The sequence below is a fragment of the Photobacterium sp. DNB23_23_1 genome, from assembly GCF_052873815.1.
Window position 1 is genome coordinate 93,413 of the sequence record NZ_JBNNXT010000002.1, and the last position, 23,559, is coordinate 116,971.

The 23,559-nt window shown below is 46.5% G+C and carries 19 protein-coding genes; 4 read left to right on the top strand and 15 right to left on the bottom strand.

The features are described from left to right. Nucleotides 1-191: 191 nt before the first annotated feature. From ACVA53_RS02325 to ACVA53_RS02345, 5 genes are all read right to left on the bottom strand, one after another. On the bottom strand, nucleotides 192-824 hold the full coding sequence (locus ACVA53_RS02325) for an HAD family hydrolase (protein ID WP_255042758.1): 633 nt from the start codon (nucleotides 822-824) through the stop codon (nucleotides 192-194). Between the two features lie 109 nt (nucleotides 825-933). Further along, nucleotides 934-2,259, bottom strand: a complete 1,326-nt coding sequence (locus ACVA53_RS02330) for an amidohydrolase (protein WP_255042756.1) — start codon at nucleotides 2,257-2,259, stop codon at nucleotides 934-936. Between the two features lie 35 nt (nucleotides 2,260-2,294). Further along, nucleotides 2,295-3,398, bottom strand: coding sequence for a lipocalin-like domain-containing protein (locus ACVA53_RS02335; protein WP_446504424.1), 1,104 nt, complete (start codon nucleotides 3,396-3,398; stop codon nucleotides 2,295-2,297). Further along, a complete protein-coding gene (locus tag ACVA53_RS02340; protein ID WP_446504425.1) occupies nucleotides 3,398-5,863 on the bottom strand; it encodes an FtsX-like permease family protein in 2,466 nt (821 codons plus the stop codon). Before ACVA53_RS02340 ends, ACVA53_RS02335 begins: the two co-directional genes overlap by 1 nt. Further along, the gene (locus tag ACVA53_RS02345; RefSeq protein ID WP_255042751.1) at nucleotides 5,844-6,515 is read right to left on the bottom strand and encodes an ABC transporter ATP-binding protein; all 672 of its coding nucleotides are present in this window, start codon (nucleotides 6,513-6,515) and stop codon (nucleotides 5,844-5,846) included. Before ACVA53_RS02345 ends, ACVA53_RS02340 begins: the two co-directional genes overlap by 20 nt. Nucleotides 6,516-6,802: 287 nt before the next feature. On the opposite strand from ACVA53_RS02345, the gene ACVA53_RS02350 reads away from it, so the two are divergent. After that, nucleotides 6,803-8,266 carry a DUF2867 domain-containing protein gene (locus ACVA53_RS02350; protein WP_255042749.1) on the top strand — a complete coding sequence of 488 codons (1,464 nt, stop codon included), beginning with the start codon at nucleotides 6,803-6,805 and terminating at the stop codon, nucleotides 8,264-8,266. Nucleotides 8,267-8,279: 13 nt separating this feature from the next. Here ACVA53_RS02350 and ACVA53_RS02355 read toward each other — a convergent pair whose 3' ends face one another. The 9 genes from ACVA53_RS02355 to rsuA all read right to left on the bottom strand — a co-directional run bounded on the left by ACVA53_RS02355 (nucleotide 8,280) and on the right by rsuA (nucleotide 16,995). Then, nucleotides 8,280-9,284 (bottom strand): LacI family DNA-binding transcriptional regulator, encoded by a 1,005-nt coding sequence (locus ACVA53_RS02355; RefSeq protein WP_255042747.1) that lies wholly within the window; start codon nucleotides 9,282-9,284, stop codon nucleotides 8,280-8,282. Next, the gene (locus ACVA53_RS02360; RefSeq protein ID WP_255042746.1) at nucleotides 9,277-10,044 is read right to left on the bottom strand and encodes an MBL fold metallo-hydrolase; all 768 of its coding nucleotides are present in this window, start codon (nucleotides 10,042-10,044) and stop codon (nucleotides 9,277-9,279) included. The genes ACVA53_RS02355 and ACVA53_RS02360 overlap by 8 nt, the downstream gene beginning before the upstream one ends. Continuing rightward, nucleotides 10,034-11,074: an ABC transporter ATP-binding protein gene (locus tag ACVA53_RS02365; RefSeq protein ID WP_255042781.1), complete on the bottom strand. Its 1,041-nt coding sequence runs from the start codon at nucleotides 11,072-11,074 to the stop codon at nucleotides 10,034-10,036. Before ACVA53_RS02365 ends, ACVA53_RS02360 begins: the two co-directional genes overlap by 11 nt. Nucleotides 11,075-11,087: 13 nt before the next feature. Then, nucleotides 11,088-11,900 carry a carbohydrate ABC transporter permease gene (locus tag ACVA53_RS02370; protein WP_255042745.1) on the bottom strand — a complete coding sequence of 271 codons (813 nt, stop codon included), beginning with the start codon at nucleotides 11,898-11,900 and terminating at the stop codon, nucleotides 11,088-11,090. Then, the gene (locus ACVA53_RS02375) at nucleotides 11,897-12,766 is read right to left on the bottom strand and encodes a carbohydrate ABC transporter permease (RefSeq protein ID WP_255042744.1); all 870 of its coding nucleotides are present in this window, start codon (nucleotides 12,764-12,766) and stop codon (nucleotides 11,897-11,899) included. The genes ACVA53_RS02370 and ACVA53_RS02375 overlap by 4 nt, the downstream gene beginning before the upstream one ends. 63 nt (nucleotides 12,767-12,829) lie before the next feature. Then, nucleotides 12,830-14,050 carry an extracellular solute-binding protein gene (locus ACVA53_RS02380; RefSeq protein ID WP_255042743.1) on the bottom strand — a complete coding sequence of 407 codons (1,221 nt, stop codon included), beginning with the start codon at nucleotides 14,048-14,050 and terminating at the stop codon, nucleotides 12,830-12,832. Nucleotides 14,051-14,254: 204 nt separating this feature from the next. Further along, entirely contained in the window at nucleotides 14,255-14,905 is a 651-nt protein-coding gene (locus ACVA53_RS02385; RefSeq protein ID WP_255042737.1) for a DUF2913 family protein, read from the bottom strand. A 9-nt stretch (nucleotides 14,906-14,914) separates the two neighbouring features. Continuing rightward, nucleotides 14,915-16,105 (bottom strand): Bcr/CflA family multidrug efflux MFS transporter, encoded by a 1,191-nt coding sequence (locus ACVA53_RS02390; protein ID WP_446504426.1) that lies wholly within the window; start codon nucleotides 16,103-16,105, stop codon nucleotides 14,915-14,917. 194 nt (nucleotides 16,106-16,299) lie between these two features. Further along, entirely contained in the window at nucleotides 16,300-16,995 is a 696-nt protein-coding gene (rsuA, locus tag ACVA53_RS02395; protein WP_255042735.1) for a 16S rRNA pseudouridine(516) synthase RsuA, read from the bottom strand. A 300-nt stretch (nucleotides 16,996-17,295) separates the two neighbouring features. Between rsuA and ACVA53_RS02400 the strand changes: the two genes are divergently transcribed. The 3 genes from ACVA53_RS02400 (at nucleotide 17,296) to traF (ending at nucleotide 21,003) form a co-directional block, all read left to right on the top strand. Beyond that, a complete protein-coding gene (locus ACVA53_RS02400) occupies nucleotides 17,296-17,790 on the top strand; it encodes a GNAT family N-acetyltransferase (protein ID WP_446504427.1) in 495 nt (164 codons plus the stop codon). A 113-nt stretch (nucleotides 17,791-17,903) separates the two neighbouring features. Beyond that, nucleotides 17,904-19,649 (top strand): DEAD/DEAH box helicase, encoded by a 1,746-nt coding sequence (locus ACVA53_RS02405; protein WP_446504428.1) that lies wholly within the window; start codon nucleotides 17,904-17,906, stop codon nucleotides 19,647-19,649. Nucleotides 19,650-19,851: 202 nt separating this feature from the next. After that, nucleotides 19,852-21,003, top strand: coding sequence for a conjugal transfer protein TraF (gene traF, locus ACVA53_RS02410; protein WP_255042731.1), 1,152 nt, complete (start codon nucleotides 19,852-19,854; stop codon nucleotides 21,001-21,003). A gap of 72 nt (nucleotides 21,004-21,075) precedes the next feature. On the opposite strand, the gene ACVA53_RS02415 is transcribed toward traF, so the two are convergent. Continuing rightward, nucleotides 21,076-23,223 (bottom strand): TonB-dependent hemoglobin/transferrin/lactoferrin family receptor, encoded by a 2,148-nt coding sequence (locus ACVA53_RS02415; RefSeq protein ID WP_255042730.1) that lies wholly within the window; start codon nucleotides 23,221-23,223, stop codon nucleotides 21,076-21,078. Nucleotides 23,224-23,559: the final 336 nt, after the last annotated feature.

The window sequence follows — 23,559 nt, forward strand, 5'->3', positions numbered from 1 at the left end:
CCGATAGCTTGTCTCTGATACGAAGTACCTGAGTGTCCGCTTTGCTCACCCTATGCCCCTAATATTCGTTATTATGCCCGTGTAGACATAACTACAATGCTAGGATATTTTTTGTAAGGTGTAGCAAAAAATTGTCTTATCTATCGAATTGTTAGAACTCTTAAGCAATAATCATAACAGTGAGAACTCGCTTACAGCTGCGCTAAATTCTTCGGTTTGGAGAATAAATAGGCTGGTGAATGTGCTTCCAATTCCACTTGGGAGCCATAACCCCAGAGAACACCTGCTGACTTTAAGCCATTCTTATGGGCAGCAGTAAGATCGACATAGCGATCACCGATCATCAAGGACTGATCTGTAATCACACCTTGCTCCTTGAGTGCTTCTAGTTGTTGCCACTTTTCTATGCCTACATCACCACCGTCAACAAAATCAAAATGATCAAGCAGATCAAATAGCACTAAAATCTTGCTCGCAAAATCAACCCGCTTGGAGGTACATACCCCCAGACGGTATTTACCTTCCGATTTCAATGTATCAAGAGTTTCGCGCATACCTGCATAAAGTCGATTCTCCGAATACCCCACTTCGGCGTAACGTTGACGAAAGGTAGCAACAAGATCAAGAATCAATGATGGCTGCTTTGAACCAACAAGTTCCATAAAGATTTTATCAAGAGGTGGACCAATATAGCTGGCAATCTCATCTTCACTTCGTGTTTGATAGCCATGTGCAGCTAACGCATGGTTCATAGAACGTACGATTCCCTGTTTGGGATCGCTTATGGTGCCATCTAGATCAAAAATCAATATATCAATTGTCATCCTCTCCCCCTGACAAAGTTCTCAACCAGAAGGCCTGTGGCCCCCTCTGGCTCATCCAAGAATCACGGGTAACAAAAAGCCCCAGGTTTTACGCTGGGGCTTAAATCAATTACTGGCTTTTATTAGAAGGCTCTTCTATCAAAGGCGATTGTTGAAGCGCATTGACGGCATTAAGCAGTAATTTTACTGCTGGTAACATGCGACTTTCATCAATATCAAAGTCACCATTGTGATGGCCTGCCGTTAAATCCGAACCGACTAGGCAATAGATCGCCTTACCCCCGCGAGACTGCACACGATCAAACAAATAACCTGCATCTTCACTGGCACCAAAGTCTTTTTCTCGAACCACTTCGGTAAATCCACTCTCAGGGCCAACACACTCGAGCAACTCAACCAATTCAGGATCATTCTCAAGGCCAATCGCCTCACCTTGGGCACACAGTTTAACATTGACCCCGTGCATCATGGCCGCCGCTTGGGCAATATTCTCTACCTGCTGAAACATATAGGAATTGAGCGCGCGGTTCTCACCACGAGTTTCCCCCAATAACACAGCACTGGCCGGAATCACATTACGTCCGTCGCCTGCATGCATTTGACCAACGTTAATACGCGTCATACCGTCACGGTGACGTGGAATAGCCAGCATTTGATTAACTGCCGTACAAGCCGCAGCAAGGGCATTTTGTCCCGCGTTTGGCTCGATACCTGCGTGAGCCGGTTTCCCCATAAAGTGAAGATCAAACTTGGAACTACATAAGAAATGTTGGGGATCACAAACCAGCGTACCACTGGGCACGTTCATACCAATATGCGCTGCAAAGAAATAATCGACATCGTCAAGCCAGCCACTCTCGGCAATAGCCTTACCCGCACGACAACCTTCTTCGGCAGGCTGAAACAGTAACTTAATTTTTCCTTTTAGCAGGTGCTTATTTTTAGCCAATACCTCGGCAACACCCAACCCAATAGAGGCATGGGCATCATGTCCACATGCATGGGCAATACCTGTAGCAAGAGAAGCAAAGCCAAGAAAACGAGGTCGATGAGCGTCTTCCTCACTTTCCATCACTTCAACGGCATCAATATCAAAACGAAGTGCAATCACAGGGCCTGGCTTTCCCGTGTCGAGTTCAGCCCCGATACCGGTGATCCCATCCATATGAGCCAGATAAGTAATATCTGCCCCCCAGCTAATTGCCCGCTCTTGCGCTTCAGCAACGAGTACTTCATTACGCCCCATGATTGAAGAGCGCTTAATGATTTCATCACTGAAGTGTAGCGAGTAACCAAAATGTTCAAGGTGGCTAGCGATACGACTTGTCGTAAAAAATTCACGCCACGCGGCTTCTGGGTAACGATGAAACTCCCGGCGATGATTCATTAAGCGCTGCGACAGCGTTTGTTCGTCGAATTGCAAGTTACTTAACACCTATTCATCCTAATATTTTTTTACAGGGCACGGCATCAATATCCCGTCAGCTCCATAAATCCTTGTCCTGTGTGACTACCTGTAACCGTTATCGGTCCTTCCCAGTAAGAGAAGATGAAGGGAAGCCACTGCTCCTTTCGGACCACATCCACTTTCAGTTCTATAGCCTTGGATGGCACTTTAATCTTCCACACTACGGGGTACGTCTTATCCCCATGGTGGGTAAATGAAAACGGTGACAATTGAATATCTTCAGCAGCCAGTGTCTCTGTCCTTCCATCAGGCCAACTTAACGAACCAAAATAGTATGGCCGTGCATCTTTTTCCCTGATCTGGTACAGCATTAATGCACTTCCATCATCGAGATGGATAGAGAACCAATCCCACCCCTCTTGGTTATCAGAAAGGCCACGACTACTCCATTCTCTGTCATACCACGCATCGCCAGAGACCTCATAAAGCTTACCATCCAACTCCAATCTGCCGTCTACCTTCAAGAAAGGTGCGCTGAAGTAATAAGATGCTATATCTTCTGTCGCATGTTTTTTACTGTAGCCTTGATCCCCTTGCAGAACAATACCACCGCTTTGCTGAATGGCTAATTTACCCGCCATACCGCTTGGGTCAGCAAATGTGAGCACCCCCGGAAATGGTGAATCAGAAAAAGATCGCCACTCCCAGTTATCTAACCAAGCGCGGTAAGGCTGACCCAATACACCTGCCTGCCCAATCCCGCCACGGGCAAAACGCTCTGCTGACCACGTTTTATTTTTACTGGTCACCACAGTATGTGCCATATACCGCTGCGGACTTTTCCATCCCTGCCCCTTTTCTGTAAGCGCTCGGGATCGGAATAAGGTCCACTGAAGGCCAAATTCTTCCCCGTCATCTGACTTGAGGTTTGCGGTCAAATACCACCATTCCGTTTTAAACTCAGGGTGTGGTAAATGGTCACGAGGAAACTGAAATTGATAACCCGGCGTTACTTGCGCGAACTGGTCATGGTTTTGTTCTGACATCATCGCAACAGAGGGACTTTCCCTCTGCTCGGGACTATCGTAGCTCAACATAAACAATACGGTGCTCAACGTCAGTATCGAAATAACCAGATACCATCGAGGAAATTTGCTTCCCTTCATTAGAACGACTCCCTCAGTGACATAATGGCCGACTGCCTCACCAAGCGCCAAACAGGCCAAGCTCCGGCAAGCAACAACACCAATAATGTTGAGCCCAAAGAGAACAAATAATTCGTTGGGAAGTACTCAATAGGCATAGTCCAACCAAACGAATACTTAAGCACTACATCAATCAATAGCTGCGCCAATACCAACCCCAGAGGCAGAGCAATCAATGCCGTCAACACCCCAATAACGAGCAACTGACCACCACCGAGCAAGGCAAGCTCCCGTCCTGTCATTCCCATACAGCGCAGCAACGCAAACTGGCGAAGACGCGAGGTTTCACCCGCCACCGTAGCAAAGAACAAGCCGCACACAGCAACAAATAACGTAAGCTTACCCAGAGTGGCCGTCACAATGAACGTGCGGTCAAATACGTTCATCGCTTGCAACATCAATTCATTATTGTTCCGTATCCGCTCTGGCGGCAGGCGGAAGGCCTCTCCCAACGAGCGGATTATGGTCTCAGCCTGGGAGTGGTCTTCAAGGTGTATAGCCAAGCTAACCTGGCCTTTATGCGGCCATACTGCTTTCCAGCGTTTTTGGGACATGATTATTTGGCCATGTGGATTACCATAGTCATAAAAAATCCCTGCGACTAACCACTGCTTGTTAAGCGGCGGGGGAAGATCGAGTACTTGGCCCGGCTTGATATTGTGCTTCAGCGCCATAGACTCACTGACCAAAACAGCACGTTCATGATGAAGCTTCTGCCAGTAATTAGGGGCTGCCACTTTAACGGCCAAAGCCTGTTTCTCATCGGCGGTGCCACCAATGCTGACGACTTGCAGTGTCCCTGCATCTGTTGGCAACATCTTACGCCACTGCCACCATACCTGTTTCACTTCATCCCTATTTTCCAGCCACTGTGTCATCCTCGGCGCCATATTAACTGCAGGACGAATATAGATATCAGCAGCCAATCGCTGTTCTAGCCAAGTTTGGGTGGTATTCCTGAAACTACCCACCATTGTTTCCATCCCGATATTTGATGCTAATGCCAACATAAACGCCATTGAAGCAACACCGCGGTAGCTTAGACTGGCTGCAGCATCGGTGAAAAACCAGCGCAGACGGGCCGAGCGTGCCGCAATACCCAAGATCCGAAACAGCTGCCAAAGTAGAAATGGCATTACCAATGCTGACGCTATCAAAATGCAAGCAATCAACACAAAGCCAGCTTTTTGACCATGCGGTAACTGATACACCGCAATAGCAGCACCGATAAACATACATGAGAACACCGCTTGCAACGCAAACTCTCTGCCACTGAATCTAACGATAGACATCCGACTCGACAATCGAGCAGGCTGAGTCCTAATTAAGCGTACCAATGGCCAACCACAGGCCAGCAAGCAACCACCGACCGCAATCAATACCGAAGCAGCCCCCCACTCCCATTGCCACCGAACAACAAGGCTGACATTTGCCCCGTACAGATCATTAAGGCTTTGCGCTACGGACGGTAACAACTTCTCAGCCAACAATAAGCCAAGAAGATTACCACCGATCAATCCGACAATTATCCAAACGACTAATTCAACACTCAGCGCTCGCACCAACTGCCCAGAAGATACCCCCGCTTGCCGCATTATCCCCACCAATGGCTGGCGCTGAGAAAAGGACAGTGACATTGCTTGATAGAAAATAAATAGCCCCACTACAAAGGCCAGCATTCCCATTGCAAACAAGTTCAAGTGGAATGCGTCTGTCAGTGGCTCTAGGCCTTCAGTTTCTTGTTTTTCAAGCTTCAGTGCTGCTGGTAGCTTATCTTTGAGCCGACTGAGAGTTTGAGGATCTAGTTCACCACATAGAATGGAGCTTAGTCCCGAACTTGGCTTCAACTGCCTAAGCAGGGCCATATCAGCAATAAGCCGAGGGCCTTTAATCCTTTCTTCGTTCAAGACATGCAGCGGCCCTATGGTATGACCGGATTCCAACAATAATGTCTGGCCGTCTTCGAATCCCATATAGTTGGCAAGTTGATCGCCCACCAGCACAGGATACGGTGGTTGCATCAGTGACAATATTTGCTCTTGGTTCTTAGCATCAGCCTCCGTATTCCGGCGGAAACTCGAAAATAAAGCGATAGGGTCAATGCCGACGAGCTCAACACTGCGACCGTTTTCTAGTGAGATGCGCTGTTCATCGAGCGGGACACACTGACTAAACCCTTCACGACGAAGCTGGATATAAAACCCCTGCGGTACTCTCAGTGCAGGTTGAGTGTGACGAATACGATAAGGAAATGGATTCGAGAAAAGGAGCTCACCATCACGGTAGCTCTCTCGAGCCTGCTGATTGACCCCCATCACCCCAACCAACAAGGCAATACCTAGGGTTAAACCCAACCATACAAGAACAATTTGAAGTGGGTGACGCTTATAATGCCCCCAGAGCGCTTTAGCTACGGGGCCTGACATGCAACAGCCCTCCTTGCAAGCGAATACAGCCATTCATATGTGCCGCAACCTGATTACTGTGAGTAACAAGTAGTAGAGTACAATCCAACTGCTTAGTCAGGTTGCTCAATAAGTTAATTACCGCTGACGCATTTCGTTCGTCTAAACTGCCCGTCGGCTCATCAGCCAATAATATTTGTGGTTCCATGTAAAGTGCACGAGCAATTGCTGCCCGCTGCTGCTGTCCCCCCGACATTTCTTCAGGGTAGCGGCCGAGCAAGGGCATCAAATCTAACGCCGCGATAATTTGCCGCCAAAGTGCAGGCTTTTCTGGCAACCCCTTAAGTTGGCGACAAAAGCGAATATTGTCAGCAGTGCTTAAGGTGGGTAATAGATTGAATTGCTGAAAGACAAGTCCAATGTTGTTACGACGAAAAGCGGTTCTCTCACGCTCTGAGATCATATGTATTGGTTTATCACCTAACCAGACCTCCCCAGAATCAACAGAATCTAAACCAGCAATCAGGTTCAGTAGTGTACTCTTACCCGAGCCACTTTCACCCATCAGTGCTAGTTGCTCACCCTGCTTTAAATCCAGCTCAGCACCTTGCAAAACCGAATGGTATTCATCCCCATCCATATATCCTTTGCAAAGGTCGACCAGTCGTAACATTGTAATCCTCAGAGGTAGGAAATCTTTGAACTGAAATTTACAGTAAACTGATTGTTCTATAAAGCCCTTTGAAGAATATGGGGATAAAATACAACCAACGCGCTACATTCAGCCTACATTTCTCCGCAAAACACCTACAAGAGGCTCACAAAAAGACGCTACTTAATATCAATTACTGTTATATTTTAGTGTAAACCCTACTTACCAATAAGTTGCAGGGAATCGCTGTTAAGCCCAGAGCTAATATCACATATAACCAGCAACCTTGCGACACGGAGCCGGAATTTATGGAGCAAACAATTTTAGTGGTCGGCGCATCAGGTTATATAGGAAGTCACCTTGTGCCGGAGTTGGCTAGTACTGGCTACAAAATCAGAGCCACTGGCCGCAACTTAAAATTGTTAGAAAAACGCGGGTGGCAGGAAATAGAAAACGTCAGCCTTCACCAATTAGATCTCAATGAAGCCAACAATTTACCTGAACTACTTGAAGGCGTAGACAGTGTGTTTTTCCTTGTTCATGGTATGAACCATGGCCATGATTTTATTGATATTGAATTACAGGCGGCAAAAAACTTCAGTAACGCCTTAAAGCATTCTTCCGTTGAACGCGTAATCTATCTTGGCGCACTGCAACCTGCTGACGGCGAACCCTCCGCTCACCTACAGGCCCGAAAGGCCACGGGCGATATCCTCAGAGAAAGCGGTAAAACCATTACAGAATTACGAGCGGGGATTATCGTTGGCCCTGGTTCTGCAGCATTCGAAGTAATGCGGGATTTTGTGTTCCATTTTCCACTTCTCATCACGCCTAAATGGGTTTATTCGAAAAGTTCACCAATTGCATTGCGTAACCTGCTGTACTATCTGGTGCAGTTACTTCATTTCAAGCCAACTCGTCATCAAATTATGGATGTTGCCGGGACAGAGAACATCACTTACGCGCAACAATTAAAAACTATTGGTCAATATATAGGAAAGAAAACTCGTATCTTGTCTGTTCCTTTCCTTACACCCAAGTTCGCCGCAAGGTGGCTACATCTAGTAACCTCGGTTCCCACTAATATTGCCAAAGCATTAATAGGGGGGCTCGGGCATGATTTACAGGCAAATGGCACTGCACTTCAATCTCTTATCCCCCAGCATTTACTGAGTTACGAGGAAGCGGTTGAAGAAAGCCTAGGCCATGAAAATGAAGTGGTCAGAAGTGATATATGGGGCTTTGACCCAGACGCCCTCGCCCGCTGGCAACCCGGCTATGGCTATTATCCCAAGCAAGCAGGGTACTGCTTGAAGACAGACGCAACCGCTGAAGAGCTGTGGCAGCAAGTACAGCTGGTCGGAGGAAAACAGGGTTACTTCTATGCCAACTACTTATGGCGGATACGGGAATGGATGGATTTCGCTATTGGCGGTGATGCCCTCAAACGCTATCGCAGGGACCCCGAGAATCTAGAACTTGGCGACAAAATTGATTCATGGAAAGTGATTAACTTAGTACCGAACCAATTTCTATCCCTGCTGTTTGGTATGAAGGCGCCAGGGCTTGGCCGGTTAGAGTTTACTATCGAAGATAAAGGTGACTACCGCGAAATCGACATCCGGGCCTGGTGGCACCCAGCAGGTTTTTCAGGTTTGCTCTACTGGTTTGCCATGATGCCTGCCCATCTTTTTATCTTCCGTGGTATGACCCATGCACTCGTCAGGCGCTGCCAAGCTAAAGCACAAGAAGGGAAAACCGAGACAATATAAGAGTGGCTTTGGTTTAGCTTTTTCTTTGTACTAATGTCGGCTTTATCCGAACTAACATATTTACTTCGGCTTTGCCTTGCCATACTTCTTCCAAACATCGATAAGCTTGCTCAGCAATCTCCAAAACGGGCTGAGCAACCGTTGTTAACTGATAACCCTCCCAGTCTGACTGAGGAACATTATCACAGCCTACGACACTCAACTGGTTAGGGATCGTCAAACTGATATCCTGCCGGCAACAGTCCATCAAGCCAAAGGCTAATGCATCTGAGGCACAAAACACTCCCTGTAACAGTCGCAATGTCGACTGTTCTTTCTGCGTAATTTGATAACCAGCACTATAGCCATATCTTCCAGCCTCTAGCCGAGCAACATCATCGATCCCATGCTGATAAAGAGTATCGATAAACCCTTGAAAACGTTCGGTAGATGCCTGACCATCGGCTCTACCCGCCACAAAGCCAACACGAGAGAACCCTTTTTCAATAAAGTAATGCGCAGCAAGTTGACCCGCCAGCCGATTATCCGTTTGCACGGAAGGGTGCTGTCCAGCGGGATCTGAACGTCCAAGGGTAACCAAGGGTAAAGATAGCTTCTGGCACTGAGCAACACTTTCTATTGGTAGCGATCCCATCACGGCGATCACCCCATCCACTTGATAACCCGATAACCTCATCAGTGCCGCATCCAAGTCTTCAGCTTGCTTGACGTTAAGCAACATTGGCTGCTTACCGTGCTTTTGCAGTACCGTCGAAAGCGTTTCGAACAAGTAGGATTGAAAAGGATTTGAAAAATCACTAATCAGTATCGCCACTAAGTGAGAACGGGCTTTCTGTGCGGGCGTACTTAGCGTTCTGGCAAAAAAGTTAGGTTGATAGCCTAATTGCTGAGCTGCCAGCAATATCTCATCCCGTTTAGACGCACTAATGCTGGCCCCTTCGGTAAATGCACGAGATACCGCCGAACGCGATACCCCAACATGCTCAGCTACATCTGAAGCTGTAACCTTCTTATTCATGAATAACTAAAAACTCCCTAGTCTCACTTTTTTTGTAACAGTAGCCATCTTCAGCGATGTTCAGCCCCATTGTTTTTTCCACCTTTTCAGCCAAATTTGGCCGACATTGCGGATCAATATGGTACAGCCACCATAAACTATTACGCTTACGGGTATAAGACTGAATTTCCTGCCAGGATCCATGGCTGTCGTGAACCATTATCGTCTCGCATTCTACAAAAACCCAATCTGACTGCGCAGCAAGAACACGTCCTTGTTCCAATAGTTTCCCATCACCGGAATAGAACATTTTCTGCCCTGCGGACCTCGTTAACTGCAGACTAAGGTTGGACACCGCATGTTGCGTCGGGGCGGTTTTAACCGACCAAGGCCCAATACGGTTTACTTCACCGCTATCTTGCCAAATAAGCTCAAAACCTAACCCATCTAACGGCCAATATGCAAAATCAACCAGCGGCTTGAGCACTTCCCATTGCGCTTTTTGAGCGACAATAGTCATCGGTTTTTTTCGACCTTTTGCATCCATCCAATTGAGCAACGTTGTTAAGCCCGCACAATGATCTGGGTGGCTGTGGGTGATATATATCGAGTCTACCTGTTCTGGTGTGCTTAAATGCCCCATTAAAGCCTTTGGTACCCATGGGCCACAATCAATCAACAACGAATAGCTACTTTCCTGTACGAGCAAACTGGCGTTAGTCCGCTCACTATCGTAAGCATCTCCACTACCAACGACATAAAATGAAAAATCATGCGGCATTGGCAATGGCCTTCGATTCAATGCGTTGTTCTTGATGATCAAAAAAGTGACTTACTGATTGTGATAGATTCAGCGGTAATTTGTCACCTTGCTCAAACCTCAGATCACTCTCAACAACAAATGTTTCGCCACCGAGCTCTCCGTAATAAAGACGGGCATGCCCCAATGGCTCTACGACTTTGATGAGCATTTCGCAGTCATAATCCTGCGGACATACTGACACTTGATTCGGTCTAATTCCGACACTTTCCGTGCCATCGAAAACCTGCATTTTCGGCACTAGACGACTCAGGGTATCAACGGGTAGAAAGTTCATCACTGGCGTACCTATAAAAGCAGCGACAAAGCGATTAACAGGCTGATTGTAAAGCTCTTCAGGAGCCCCAACCTGTTCAATTTCTCCTTTGTTAAGTACTACGATTTTATCAGCAAGAGTCATGGCTTCTACCTGATCATGGGTAACATAGACCATGGTTGCATTCAGCTGCTGATGAAGTTGCTTAAGATAAACACGCATCTCACCACGCAATTTTGCATCAAGGTTAGACAAAGGTTCATCAAACAAAAACAGCTCAGGATCGCGAACAATAGCTCGACCAATGGCAACACGCTGTCGCTGCCCCCCCGACAATTCTCCGGGTAGCCTTTTCAAGAGCGCATCGAGTTGAAGGTGCCCTGCCGTCTCACTGACCTTTTCAGCAATCTTGCTTTTGTCTGTGCCTGCCATTTTTAATGGGAAGCCCATGTTCTTCTCTACCGTCATATGCGGATATAGGGCATAGGATTGGAACACCATAGCCACTTCACGCTCAGATGGGTGTATACCGTTTAAACATTTACCGTTGAGCTTAATCTCACCGCCACTGATTGATTCCAGGCCAGCAATCATTCGGAGTAAGGTAGATTTTCCGCAGCCAGAAGGACCGACAAACACGACAAATTCGCCATCATGGATATCTAAATCGACCTTAGGTATCACCACATTGTCACCGTACGCTTTCGTCAGGTTGTTAATTGCTAATTTAGTCATCATCTTGTTCTCTTTATTTCAAACCCATCGAAAAGCCACGCAACAAGTAACGTTGCATATAGCCAGCCAGTGCCAACATTGGCAGCGAAGAAACAATTCCGACCGCCATCAATTCGCCCCACGCAGTACCGTCTTCGGTCATGAAGTTGGAAATGAACAGCGGAATGGTAAATTTATCCGGCGTGTGGATGAACAACAGCGAAAATAAAAACTCGTTCCAGCCAAGGATCATGGCAAATATCGCTGTCGCAACCAGTCCTGGCGCGCACAGCGGAAACACAATATACGCCAGACGATTAAATAGGTTGGCCCCATCCATTGCCCCTGCCTCTTCAATTTCAAGGGGGATATCACGTATAAAGCCCAACAACATCCAAATACAAAACGGTAAGGTATAAACCTGATACGCTAATACTAGGCCTAATTTGCTATTAAGCAGCCCAAGTTGATTCATCAGTGAATACAAAGGAATAGCAACTACAATCGGTGGCATCATTTTGATGATCAGCACGAGTAGCAAGAAAACATTGTCCAGCTTGGCGGGAAACTGATAACGCACCAGCGCATAAGCAGCAAAGAAAGCGACAATGACCGACACCATCGTCGCCGACAGTGAGATCAATACCGTATTACCAATTAAGGTTTGCACATCCCCCGACCAAAGCGTGCGAAACGCATCGAAGCTTATCTGGGATGGCAGCAAGGATGCACCTGACCGCAAAATTTCACCAGGGGGTTTAAACGCGGTGCCAAACATCCAAACAATAGGCAATAGAAATAACCCGACCGCCAGCCAAACCAATGTTGTATGAATATATCGACTCATGCCTTGCCTCCTTGCAATGCTTTGCGGGCGTAAAATAAGGTCATCACCATTGAGATTGCCAACATGACTAACGCAGCAGCGCTGGCCATGCCAAGATTGAAGAATCTAAATCCATATTTATAGACGAACATAGATAAAGTCTCGGTGGCATTTCCCGGCCCGCCCCCGGTCATCACATAGACTTTGTCGAATAACTTGAAGGTATCAATCGAGCGAAGTAATAGTGCTAACATCAACTGCTTTTGCACTAAGGGGAAAGTAATATAAACAAAACTGCGCCACCCTTTTGCACCATCGACCATTGCCGCTTCGCCAATATCTTTAGGGATCGACTGCAAGCCTGCCAATATGATCAAGAACGCCATTGGCGTCCATTGCCAAGTATCAACCAAGGCGATAGCGAACAAGGCTAAATCGGGATTAAACAACCATTCCTGAGCGGGTAGCCCTACGGCCACAAGAACGCTATTAATAAGGCCAAAATCATAGTGATACCATGAGCGCCAAATTGACGAGCAGACCAAAGTAGATAGCATCATCGGGTAGATGATAATGGGCAAAGCATACTTGCGCCCTGGGAACTGCCGCTGGAACAACAACGCCAAGTAAAGCCCTAACAAGACCTGAGCTGTGGAAGCGACCAAGGTAAAAATAAAGGTATTCTTGATGGCGGAAATAAAGAAAAAATCGTCCAGCAATTCGGTAAAGTTTGCCAAACCAACAAATTGATAGGTTTGGTTTGCGTAATCCACCTCTCCGAAAGCGTTATAAATCACATTCAAAATGGGATATACAGTCAACAGTCCCAAAATAACCAAGGCCGGTGCTAGTAGCAGCCCTAACTGTTTACGGTTCTCAAATAACATAGTGAAATCCAAAGACTCACTGCCTCAGGCATCTACCCAAGGCAGCGAAAAATAGGCGAACAATTACACTTTAATGATACGGTCGATACGTCGCTGAGCTTGATTTAATGCCTGCTCTGCGGTCATTTGCCCCATCATCGCCATCTGCAAAAAGTCTCCCAGCACACTTTCTACTTCGGCCCAGTTTTGAATACGAGGGCGTGCTTTACCTGTGGTCAAAGCTTTCGCTTGTTGTGGGTACCAGCGGTACTGATCAACGACATCATCATCGAGGTAAACACTTTCACGCGTTGGTGGCATGCCAAAATCAAGCGCCAAGGATTTCTGGATTGCAGGACTAGTTGCAAACTGGAGGAAAGCTTCAGCTTCTTTCTGGTTTTTTGAGTCAGCCGGTACGGCCAACTGCCAAATACCCAACATAGGGGATGGGGCACCAACCTCTGCAGGTGGAGCCATGATTTCCATATCGCCCACAACGTCAGACATGTCTGGGTTATCAAGGTTTGGTACCCATGCCGGCCAGACTTCAATAGCCATAGCCGCGGTCCCCTTCTGCAGGGAATCACGTACTTCATCGGCGTTATAGACATCGACACCACGCGGGGCATATTGCTTCATAGCTAAGAAGGCTTCGAGTGCTTGCTTAGCCTCAGGAGTATTCAAGGTTGCCTTTCCATCAGCATCAACCACATCAGCACCATAGCCCCACAAAATTGGCAGGAAACCAGTCACTATCGGGTTACCCTTTACGCCACGGAATACCACACCACTAGTATCAGAAGCTTCATCAATTTTGGCTGCCGCTTGAAGCACATCAGACCACGATTTAGGTTCAGCCAAATCGTGAGATTCAAATGTCGCTCGGTTCCACGCAAACATCGCCACATTACCGACCATTGGCATCGCATAGATATCACCAGAAGCATCTGGATAACGGCCAATGTCAAAAGGGGCTTGAACAAAGTCTTTATCGGCCACAGCATCTGATAATGGTGCCAACCAGTTGTTAGTCATAAACTCTGGCGCCCAAGTATCATCCATCAAGATAACATCGTAGTTACCTGTTTTTTCACGCATAGATAAAACAACACTTTCATACAGCCCATTACTCGGGCGTTGTACCAGCGTCACCTTCGCGTCAGGGTTGTCCTTTTTATATTCATCGACAATGTACTGCATGGCTTGACCGTAGCTACTATCGCGTCCTGCGATAACGAGCTCCCCGGCAATAGTAGTAAACGATGCTCCGATGATGGCTGTCGCCAATAATGTACGTTGCAACATGGAATGTGCTCCTTGTTCTCTTTCAACTAAACGGCGTGAATAGGTGTTTTTCATTAAAGTTTGCACGCGCGTGCAAATGATCTGTGAACAAAGTTAACGATTGAACATGTCACTTACATGAAGCAAAAGTGAAGGTTTTTATCCAGTAGACAGAGACAAAAACGGGAACCGATAAGGTTCCCGTTCTTCATTAAAAGTAGTCGTTTACTTTTGCGTTGGTAGCTCTGGCAGGTGCGTACCCGCATTACGCGGGAACAGCTTGTATTCACCGTGGTACTTCACAATTGATTTATAGTCTGTCACTTTGTATAGCAATAAGCCTTGCGTGTAAGCCAAGTCAATCAACACACGGACATCACCACGGACAAACAAAGACAACGGTTTCACCATCTCACCCGCTTCATCAAAAGCAGCAGCATGCTGTGCCGAGCAAACCACAAGTGAAGCCTGGCCATCAGTATGGTGGGTGACTTTACGGTTTACTTCATGTTCCGTCGTAACCAGCCAGTCTTGCTCCTCCAGCTGCTCATAAAATGCTGTCAGTTGAGCATCGCTCAGCGTGTTGGCGGTCTCTCCTTCATGAGGGATCCCCTCGTAGCAAGCTTTGATCTGTTCGAACTGGCTTTTAAGCTGAGCATTTTTACCCATACTGCGCGCCTGCTTTTGCCAAGCAATCAACGTCTTGGCAACGACATGATCATAACGCTGCTGCTTGATAACCTTGGTCACCCAAGCATTGAGATACAGAGTCTCACTCACTGGATTTTTTGGGGTTTTACCTGCTTGCTGAGATTCAACCAACTCTTGCAGACCCTGCGAAACAACCTTATAAATTTCTTGATAAAACGTAGCCATTGATAACCTTTATGCCTCTCGTGAAAGGAACCAATAAAACAAAGCTGAAAGCACAGCACAGGCTGCCATAGTCAGCGCCATCGGCCACGGCGTATTGTTATGCATTAAAGCGACCAGCCCGCCAACAACGGTACCTGTACCAAAACGCAATGTTCCTGCCAGCGACGACGCCGTACCCGCCATATGAGGATAGCGAGCAAGTAGACATGCCATGGTGTTACTGCCGATAATTGAGATGGTTCCGACAAATAGCATGACAGGGATCACTACCCCCCACAAGCCCAAGCCAAGTAGCTGGCCACAAACCAAGCCAACACCGGCGATTAACTGCACAGTCAGGCCAAAACGTAGCATCCAATGTGAGCCTAGTTTTTTTACCAAGCGGCCATTGATGCTGGTCATCAAGATCAAACACACCACATTCAGACCAAACAACAGACCAAAGTACTGTGTGCTAACTTGGTAGATATCAATGTAGATAAATGAACCAACAGTTAAGAAGGTAAACATACCGGCAAACGAGAAGCCGCTACAGAAAACAAGGCCTACAGCCACAGGTGTTGTGAGCATTCTTGCATAGTTACGCAGCGTCGAGCCAAGATGAAATGGCAGGCGTTTATCCTTCGGCAGTGTCTCTGGAATTTTAGCCGTTACTGCCAAACAGATAATAATAGCTAACAGTGCCAACACCCAAAAGATCGAACGCCAGCCAAACCATACCGCCAAATATCCACCCAACATCGGCGCAATCAACGGTGCGACGGTCATGACCAAGGTAATGAACGACATCATGCGAGCAAAGTCTTCTCGCTCAAACATATCCCGCACCAAAGCTTGGATAATCACTGCCGCAGCCGCACCGGCAAAACCTTGCGCCGCTCGGATCCACGTCAGCTCAATGATATCTGCGGAAACAGCGCAGAAAACAGCAGCTATGGCAAAGAGAATAATGCCGACAATCAAAATGGGTTTACGACCATAGCTATCTGCCAGTGGGCCATGTATCAGCTGGCCGACTGCAAAACCAGCGGTATAAGCTGTTAACGTTGCTTGTACCAAGCCTGGGTTTACCATTAAATCTTTGGCAATGGTTGGCATCGCCGGAAGATACATATCAATGGCCAGCGGTGTCAGCGCACCAATTGCCCCTAAAATTAGAATCAGTTGAATACTTAGTTTTTGGCTGTCTGTCGCAGTCATGTGCTCTCAGTTGTGCAGAAATAAAGTCAAAGACTTATATTGTACGTTGAATTGGCTGAACACACTCTTTCCTTCTGGGAAATAGTGCGTTTTCTATACTGTCATATTGCCAAAGAGGGAAAGTATGAAGAGAAATATAAAAGGAGAGGGATCATTAGCATAATCCCTCTCCAATTATTCAAGTAAACACGTAGTTACTTGGTGAACGAAGCCACTTCTTCGGCCGTCAAGGCGCGGTATTCACCCGGTTCGAGATCTTCATCCAACGCTACGCTACCAATTTGCTCACGGTGCAGGGCTTCAACCTTGTTACCGACAGCGGCGAACATACGCTTCACCTGATGGTATTTACCTTCAGAGATGGTAATCAACGCCGCTTTTTCATCTAAGATTTCAAGCTTCGCAGGACGAGTAAGATCTTTCTCGCTGCGCAATTGCACACCCTCGGCAAACTGCTTGATTGTCTCTTCCGGAATAGGATCAGCCGTTTCCACGTAGTATACCTTTTCGCATACATGGCGAGGAGACGTGATACGGTGCGACCACTGTCCATCATCTGTTAGTAGTACCAACCCTGTCGTATCGCCATCCAAGCGACCAGCTACGTGCAGTTTTTCCGGGCTCACAACATCGAGCAAGACAAAAACAGTAGGATTGAAATCATCCACATGGGAACAAACAAAGCCCGAAGGTTTGTTGAGCATGAAATATCGTGGACCATCAAAACGCAAAGAGCGGCCATCAAACTGAACGTCGCAATCATCGGTCACTTTCTGAGAACCGTTTTTTACGATGTCACCGTTCACTTCAATTTGTTTGTTTTTTAATAGCTTACCAGCTTCTTTACGGGTAATTCCAAGTGTCGTGCTAAGGAACTTATCAAGCCTCATTATTGGCTCCAGATGGTACAAAAGCGCGTATCATAGCAATTCTAAAAGGGTTAGGCATTACCCTCAGCGTGTAATGGACTAAAATAGAAGCATCTGAACAACGAAACCACAAAGTGCTCTACTTTGTGAAACAATGTTATTCCAAAAGTTCAGTACAAAATCTCAGAACGTAACTAACCTCAAAGTCTCGAACTTTTTTCGATATATCTGTAAGAATCAATAAACGTATTCAGGCAATGGTTACGTATAACAAGTATCATCTACGCATTGGTTATACCGACTAACTGTGAAGGTTACGATATGAATATTTCACTTGTTGCGCCAAGTATTACATCAATGGATATGCTGCTTACATTAGTTGAGGAGCTTTTTGAGTATGAAGTACTGCCGAAAAAGAAAGAGCAAACTCAACAGGCTATACAGCACCTGTTAACAAATCCCGAGCTTGGCCAAGCTTGGTTTATCGAGTTGGACAACGATGGCGAAAAACTCATTGCTGGCCATATCATCATTAGCTATAGCTTTAGTTTGGAGCATGGTGGACGAGTCGGCCTGATCGACCAATTCTATCTCAAGCCGGAATGGCGACAGCAAGGGATCGGCACGGTGCTACTTCCGCAAATTGAAGCACATGCAGCTTCTGCTGGAGTTCACGCCCTTTCGCTTGAAGTTAACATCGGCAACAAAGGGGCAAGAAAATTCTATGAAAAACATGAGTTTGTACCACGACGTCAATTCTGCATGATGACCAAAATCATCACCGCAGAAGAAATGCCGCTACACATAGCCTCTTAACCTATGGCCTGAAGACATCAACCCCCGCGGGCAGTTTACCCGCGGGTGTTTTCATTCTATCGCCCTACCTGTACACTTACACAGTATTTTCTACTTCCGGCTTTTCACCATTTATGTATACGCTCCGCCCATACCAGCAAGACAGTGTCAATGCGACCATCCATTACTTTAGAAAGAACACCTCTGCGGCCGTACTTGCCCTGCCCACAGGAGCAGGTAAAAGCCTGGTCGTAGCTGAACTTGCACGCATTGCCCGTGGACGTGTACTGGTGCTTACCCATGTCAAAGAGTTGGTCGAACAAAACCATAGCAAATATGAAAGTTATGGTCTCAAAGCCTCTATTTTTTCAGCAGGGCTTGGAAGAAAAGAGACCGATCGACAAGTCGTTTTTGCTTCAGTTCAATCAATGGCCAACAGCCTTGACCAATTTGCCAATGAGTTTTCATTATTAGTCATTGACGAATGCCACCGTGTGCCCGATGACGAGAACAGTGCCTACCGCCGGGTGATTTCACACGTACAAAAGATCAACCCCGGCATTAAGATCCTTGGTCTAACCGCGACGCCTTATCGCTTAGGTATGGGATGGATTTACAAATACCACACCCGAGGTCAGGTCCGTACTGAGGGAGACCGTTTCTTCAGGGACTGCATTTTTGAATTGCCAATCCGCTACCTGCTTGACGAGGGCTTCTTGACCGAACCCAAAATGATGGATATGGCCGTAATGGGATATGACTTCTCCCAGCTAAAACCCGGTAATAATGGCCGTTATAAAGAAGCTGATCTCGACAGTGTAATTGAACAGTCAGGTCGGGCAACGCCAATGATCATCGATCAGGTGATTGACTACGCTAAGGACCGTCGAGGAGTGATGATTTTTGCCTCTACCGTCAACCATGCCAAAGAGATCATGGGTTATCTTGGGGGTGAAAGTGCAGCTTTGGTCATTGGTGATACCCCCTTAGATGAACGGGATCGTATCATCGAGCAGTTCAAGAACCGTGAAATTAAATATTTGGTCAATGTATCAGTATTAACAACCGGCTTCGATGCCCCACACGTCGATCTTATCGCGATACTACGCCCGACAGAATCTATTAGTTTGTACCAACAAATCGTTGGCCGTGGACTGCGTCTATTCGAAGGCAAACAAGATTGCTTGGTACTAGAATATGCGGGTAACTGTTATGACCTTTACCAACCAGAGGTCGGCGATCCCAAACCGAACAGCGACAGTGAAGTCATTATGGTTCCCTGCCCTGCTTGCGGTTTCAAAAACAGCTTCTGGGGCAAGCTCGATCCTGCTGGTTTTCTGATCGAGCATTATGGTCGCCGCTGCCAAGGCTACTTCGAAGACGACGATACCGGCGAACGTGAAGAATGCGGATATCGTTTCCGTGCTAAATACTGCGAAGAGTGTGGCGCAGATAACGACATCGCCGCAAGACGCTGCAATGTCTGCGATGCGGTAATGGTTGACCCCGATAAGAAACTGCGTGACGCCCTAAAGCTCAAAGATGCGATGATCATGAACTGCCACGACCTCCGCCTTGAGCCAGGTAAAAACAAGTATGGCAAACCCCAACTTAAGGTCATTTACATCAGCGACGAAGGGGCAGAAATCAGTGAAGTATGGCCGTTGTCAACCAAAGTGCAAAAAGAGACGTTTACGAAAAAGTTCGTCAATCCGCACCTAGCCGATCGCCATCGTCCCTTTACCGATACAGCGCCGACCAAAGTAGCCAATAACGAGCACCGTTTCCGTCCGCCAGAAATTGTTATTGCCCGCAAGAGCGGACGTTTCTGGGCAATTCGCGATAAATTGTTCGATTTAGATCAATATCAAAAGTCCTAGCTATCATACGCTTACCCCGTACAACAACTTACCACTGGTTACATGTTTTTCATTGAGTTACACATCTCAATATAATCTTACAAACTAGATGGGAGATATCGCCTGATTGTTCAATTTTAAAACAAGCTTGAATGGCTCTGAATTATTCAACCATTACAATGTCCTGACTAATAACATCTAACAATGTATCAGGGACAAAACATTGAAATTTAATAAGGTTATTTTTCCACTCCTAGCAATCGCCACACCTTTAACTACCAATGCAATGACAGCGTTTGACACCCGCAGCGTTGGTATGGGAGGTACTGGTGTCGCCTCAGCGAACTATCTAACGTCTAGCTTTCACAACCCAGCCTTGAGTGCTGCTTATGGTGAACAAGACTCATTCGGCATGATCCTACCAATGATTGGTGCCCGAGTTCATGATGGTGACAGCGCAATAGATAAACTAGACCACTTCCAATACTTGGATGACAATCTTGGTGCAAACCCAAGCGAGGAAGCTCTTGAGCAGTGGCGAGAGGCGCTTCGTGATCTGGACAATGGTACGGTAAATGCGGAAGTGAACTTAGGGATGGTCTTCGCAATCCCAAACCGCTACCTAAGTACAAACTTTTTCGTTAAATCGCAAGTGTCAGTTATTGCGGCATTTGATATTGATGAAAATGACTTGGCATTAAACGACCCTTCAAACTCGGAACTAAATTCACGAGGGCAAGCCATTGGAGGCGCGACAGTCGATGTTGGTTTTACCTTTGGTCATGAATTTGAACTAAATGAAAAACCATTATTCCTTGGTGTTTCACCAAAGTATCAACGTATCTACGCCGTAAACTACATTGAATCAGTCGATGACTTTGATGATGATGACTTTGACTGGGCAGATGAATACATAGAAAAGTCGGCTTTCAATATTGATATTGGTGCGGCATACCAACTCAACGACAAAACAATGGTTGGCCTAACAGGTCGTAACCTTATCAAACATACTCTTGAAGCCAACCCTCAACATGGCATGGATGCTACGTACATTGTTAACCCTGAGTACGTAATGGGCATTGCACACGACCGTGGTTGGGTAAACTTGGCTGCGGATGTTGATCTAAACGCCAAAAAATACTTTAAAGAGTACGGTTACAAAACCCAGTATGCTCGTTTGGGGGCAGAGTTAGACGCTTGGGGCTGGGCACAAGTACGTATGGGGTATATGCATAGCATGACTGATTACGCAGATGATATGGCAACCCTTGGCTTGGGCTTCCGTCCATTTGGTCTACTGGGTATCGACTTAGGGGCTCAAATTGGTAAGGATGATAATTACGGCGTTTCTGCCCAAATGATGCTTACCTTTTAATCCATTATATTGGATAGCATAGTCATAAAAAGTCTAGCCAACATGGCTAGACTTTATCAACTAATAAGCCAATTAGAAGCTATAATCGAGGTTAATTCCCCAGTTACGGCCTGGTTGTGTACGGCGCGCGATACCTTCGGTCGATGCCGTAGCTCCTTCTAGGTCTTGATACTGCCAATACTTCTCATCAAACGCATTGAACAAACCTGCGCGCAGAGTTAGATCCTGCATTGGACGGTAGTAACCCGTTAGATCAACAACGGTATAGCTAGGTGCCTCTAGGTTGTCAGCCTCTTCCCAGTCGTCTTTTGCTGCTACAGCAGTAACAGTCAATGCACTACCCCAGTTTTCTGAAGGTGCATCGTAACCAACACCGACAACCGTCGTAAACGGTGCGATTGTATCAAGCGTGTCACCCGTTTCTTTATCTTCACCATCCAAGTAAGCCATCGACAAGCGAGCATAGGTTCCCATTGGCGCGCCAAAAGCTTCATCTAACCAAAGGCTACCTTTGAACTCGGCACCATAAATACGCGCTTTATCAATATTCTCATTGGTCGTTACATCGATACCGTTAACTTCCTCAGTCTTGGACTTAATGAAGTTGTCGTAGTCGTTGTAGAATGCTGCTAGCTCAAGGGCGCCAAGGCGATTGTTTGCACGCAGGCCAATTTCATAAGACTGACTCTCTTCCGGTTTCAGATTTGGGTTAGACACAATCTTATAACCATGTGCAGCATTATCTTTATCGTAATAAAGCTCATAGATTGTTGGTGAACGGAAGCCTTCACTATACTGGGCGTAAGTACTGAAATTATTATTCCAGTGATAAACTGCACCTAGTCGTGATGTCAACGCATCGCTGCTATGCTCCTCAAGGCCGGAGGATGAATCCGGTTTCGCCTTGTAATCGTCGTAGCGAAGGCCCGCAGTCACCACCAACTTCTCATCCATCAAGAACATCTGGTCCTGCACGAATACAGCCCACTTTTCCTCATCAGACTTAGGGACTTCTGTTGCACCTGGATTACTGATTCCTGTATCCAAGAAGTAATCCGTGTAATCCAGTTCAAACGACGCGTCTGATGCATCAATACCGTAGATCAACTCATGACGACTTGTTGCCAATTGCAGCTCTTTTTGCATTTGAACATTAAGCTGTAAACTTTCATCAGTACCAGAGCGGGCGCGGTTACGGTTGCCGTAGGTATCAGTATGATCGAAGTTATTATGCTCTGTTTCACTCTTAGACCAGTTAAGCTTCCACTCTAGTGAGTCAAAAGCAGCAATTCCGGCCAACCATTCATGTTCAAAACCAAGTCGTAAACGATCATCCTTATCATCACCTTTGACATTGGTATAAACAAAACCAGGCATGAAGCCGCCACCACCATCGTAACCTTCACGGCTCAGTGTGGTTACCTTCTGATCGCGAGTATAAAACTCACCGGTTAAGCCAACACGATGTTCCGCGTTAATTTGGTAAAATATCTTACCCAGCACATTATGCGATTCGAAGCTCAGTGGGTCTGCTGCACCACGTTCAGGACCTGTAATGTTAGCCCCATCACCATGGGTTTCAGTTTCATTACCATCGCGATAGGTGTAAATCAGCATGGTTTCAAGATCGCCAGTACGGTTAGCCACCTCTACCGTTGCTTTATATTCATCACTTGCGCTGGCATAACCCGTTTTTAAACCGACATGGGTATCGTCACCCGCCTCTAATAAATCCTCTGGGTTCTTGGTTCGCATCAATACGGTGCCACCAAGTGCATCACTACCGTAAAGTGTTGATGTTGGACCTTTATTGACCTCAATGGCTGTTAGCGTATCAACTTCAAACGTGTTGGCGTTTTTACGCATCACATCAGCGCCCGGATTGTAAGAGGCAGGTTGCTCTACCCCGTCAACCAGCACTTTCACTCGGCTACCACTCATACCACGAACGGTAATATCTTCCATGCCAAAACGACCTTGGCCATTTACCTGAACACCCGGCTCATATTTCAGCGCCTGCTTAGCATCTGTCGCTAAGTTCTGCTCGATATCATCCGAAGACACCTTGGAGACTGACGAAGGAATGTTTTTGATGCTTTGCTCTGAGCGGGTGCCCGAAACAACCACTTCATCAAAAACTGAATACTCTTCTTGTGCGTGTAGAGCCGGTGAAAGCGCAAGAACCACTGAACTTGCCAAAAAAGTAAGCTTGTAACTCATATTCCCTGCTTATTGATATTTTAGTTGGTAATGAACTGACAAGGATTATTACAAATACAAACGAGAATTACTATCATTATCAGTGTCATTTCAATATTAGCCACTCCAAGCGAGCAAAAAGCCAGCCTCCAGCAAGGGAGCATTGATACCAATCTGGATAAATATTTGATCAAATACTTATCCAGATTGGTATGAGGCAGACGAAACCCTATTTCCATGCTCCGAAAAAGGAATAAACAGCTAACGTGGCCAGGCAGAGAACGAGATCGTTCAAAGAAAGGTTGGGTTCCAGTCCATACATTCAGAGATCGAAGCAAACAAACTTTATGTGGCTGT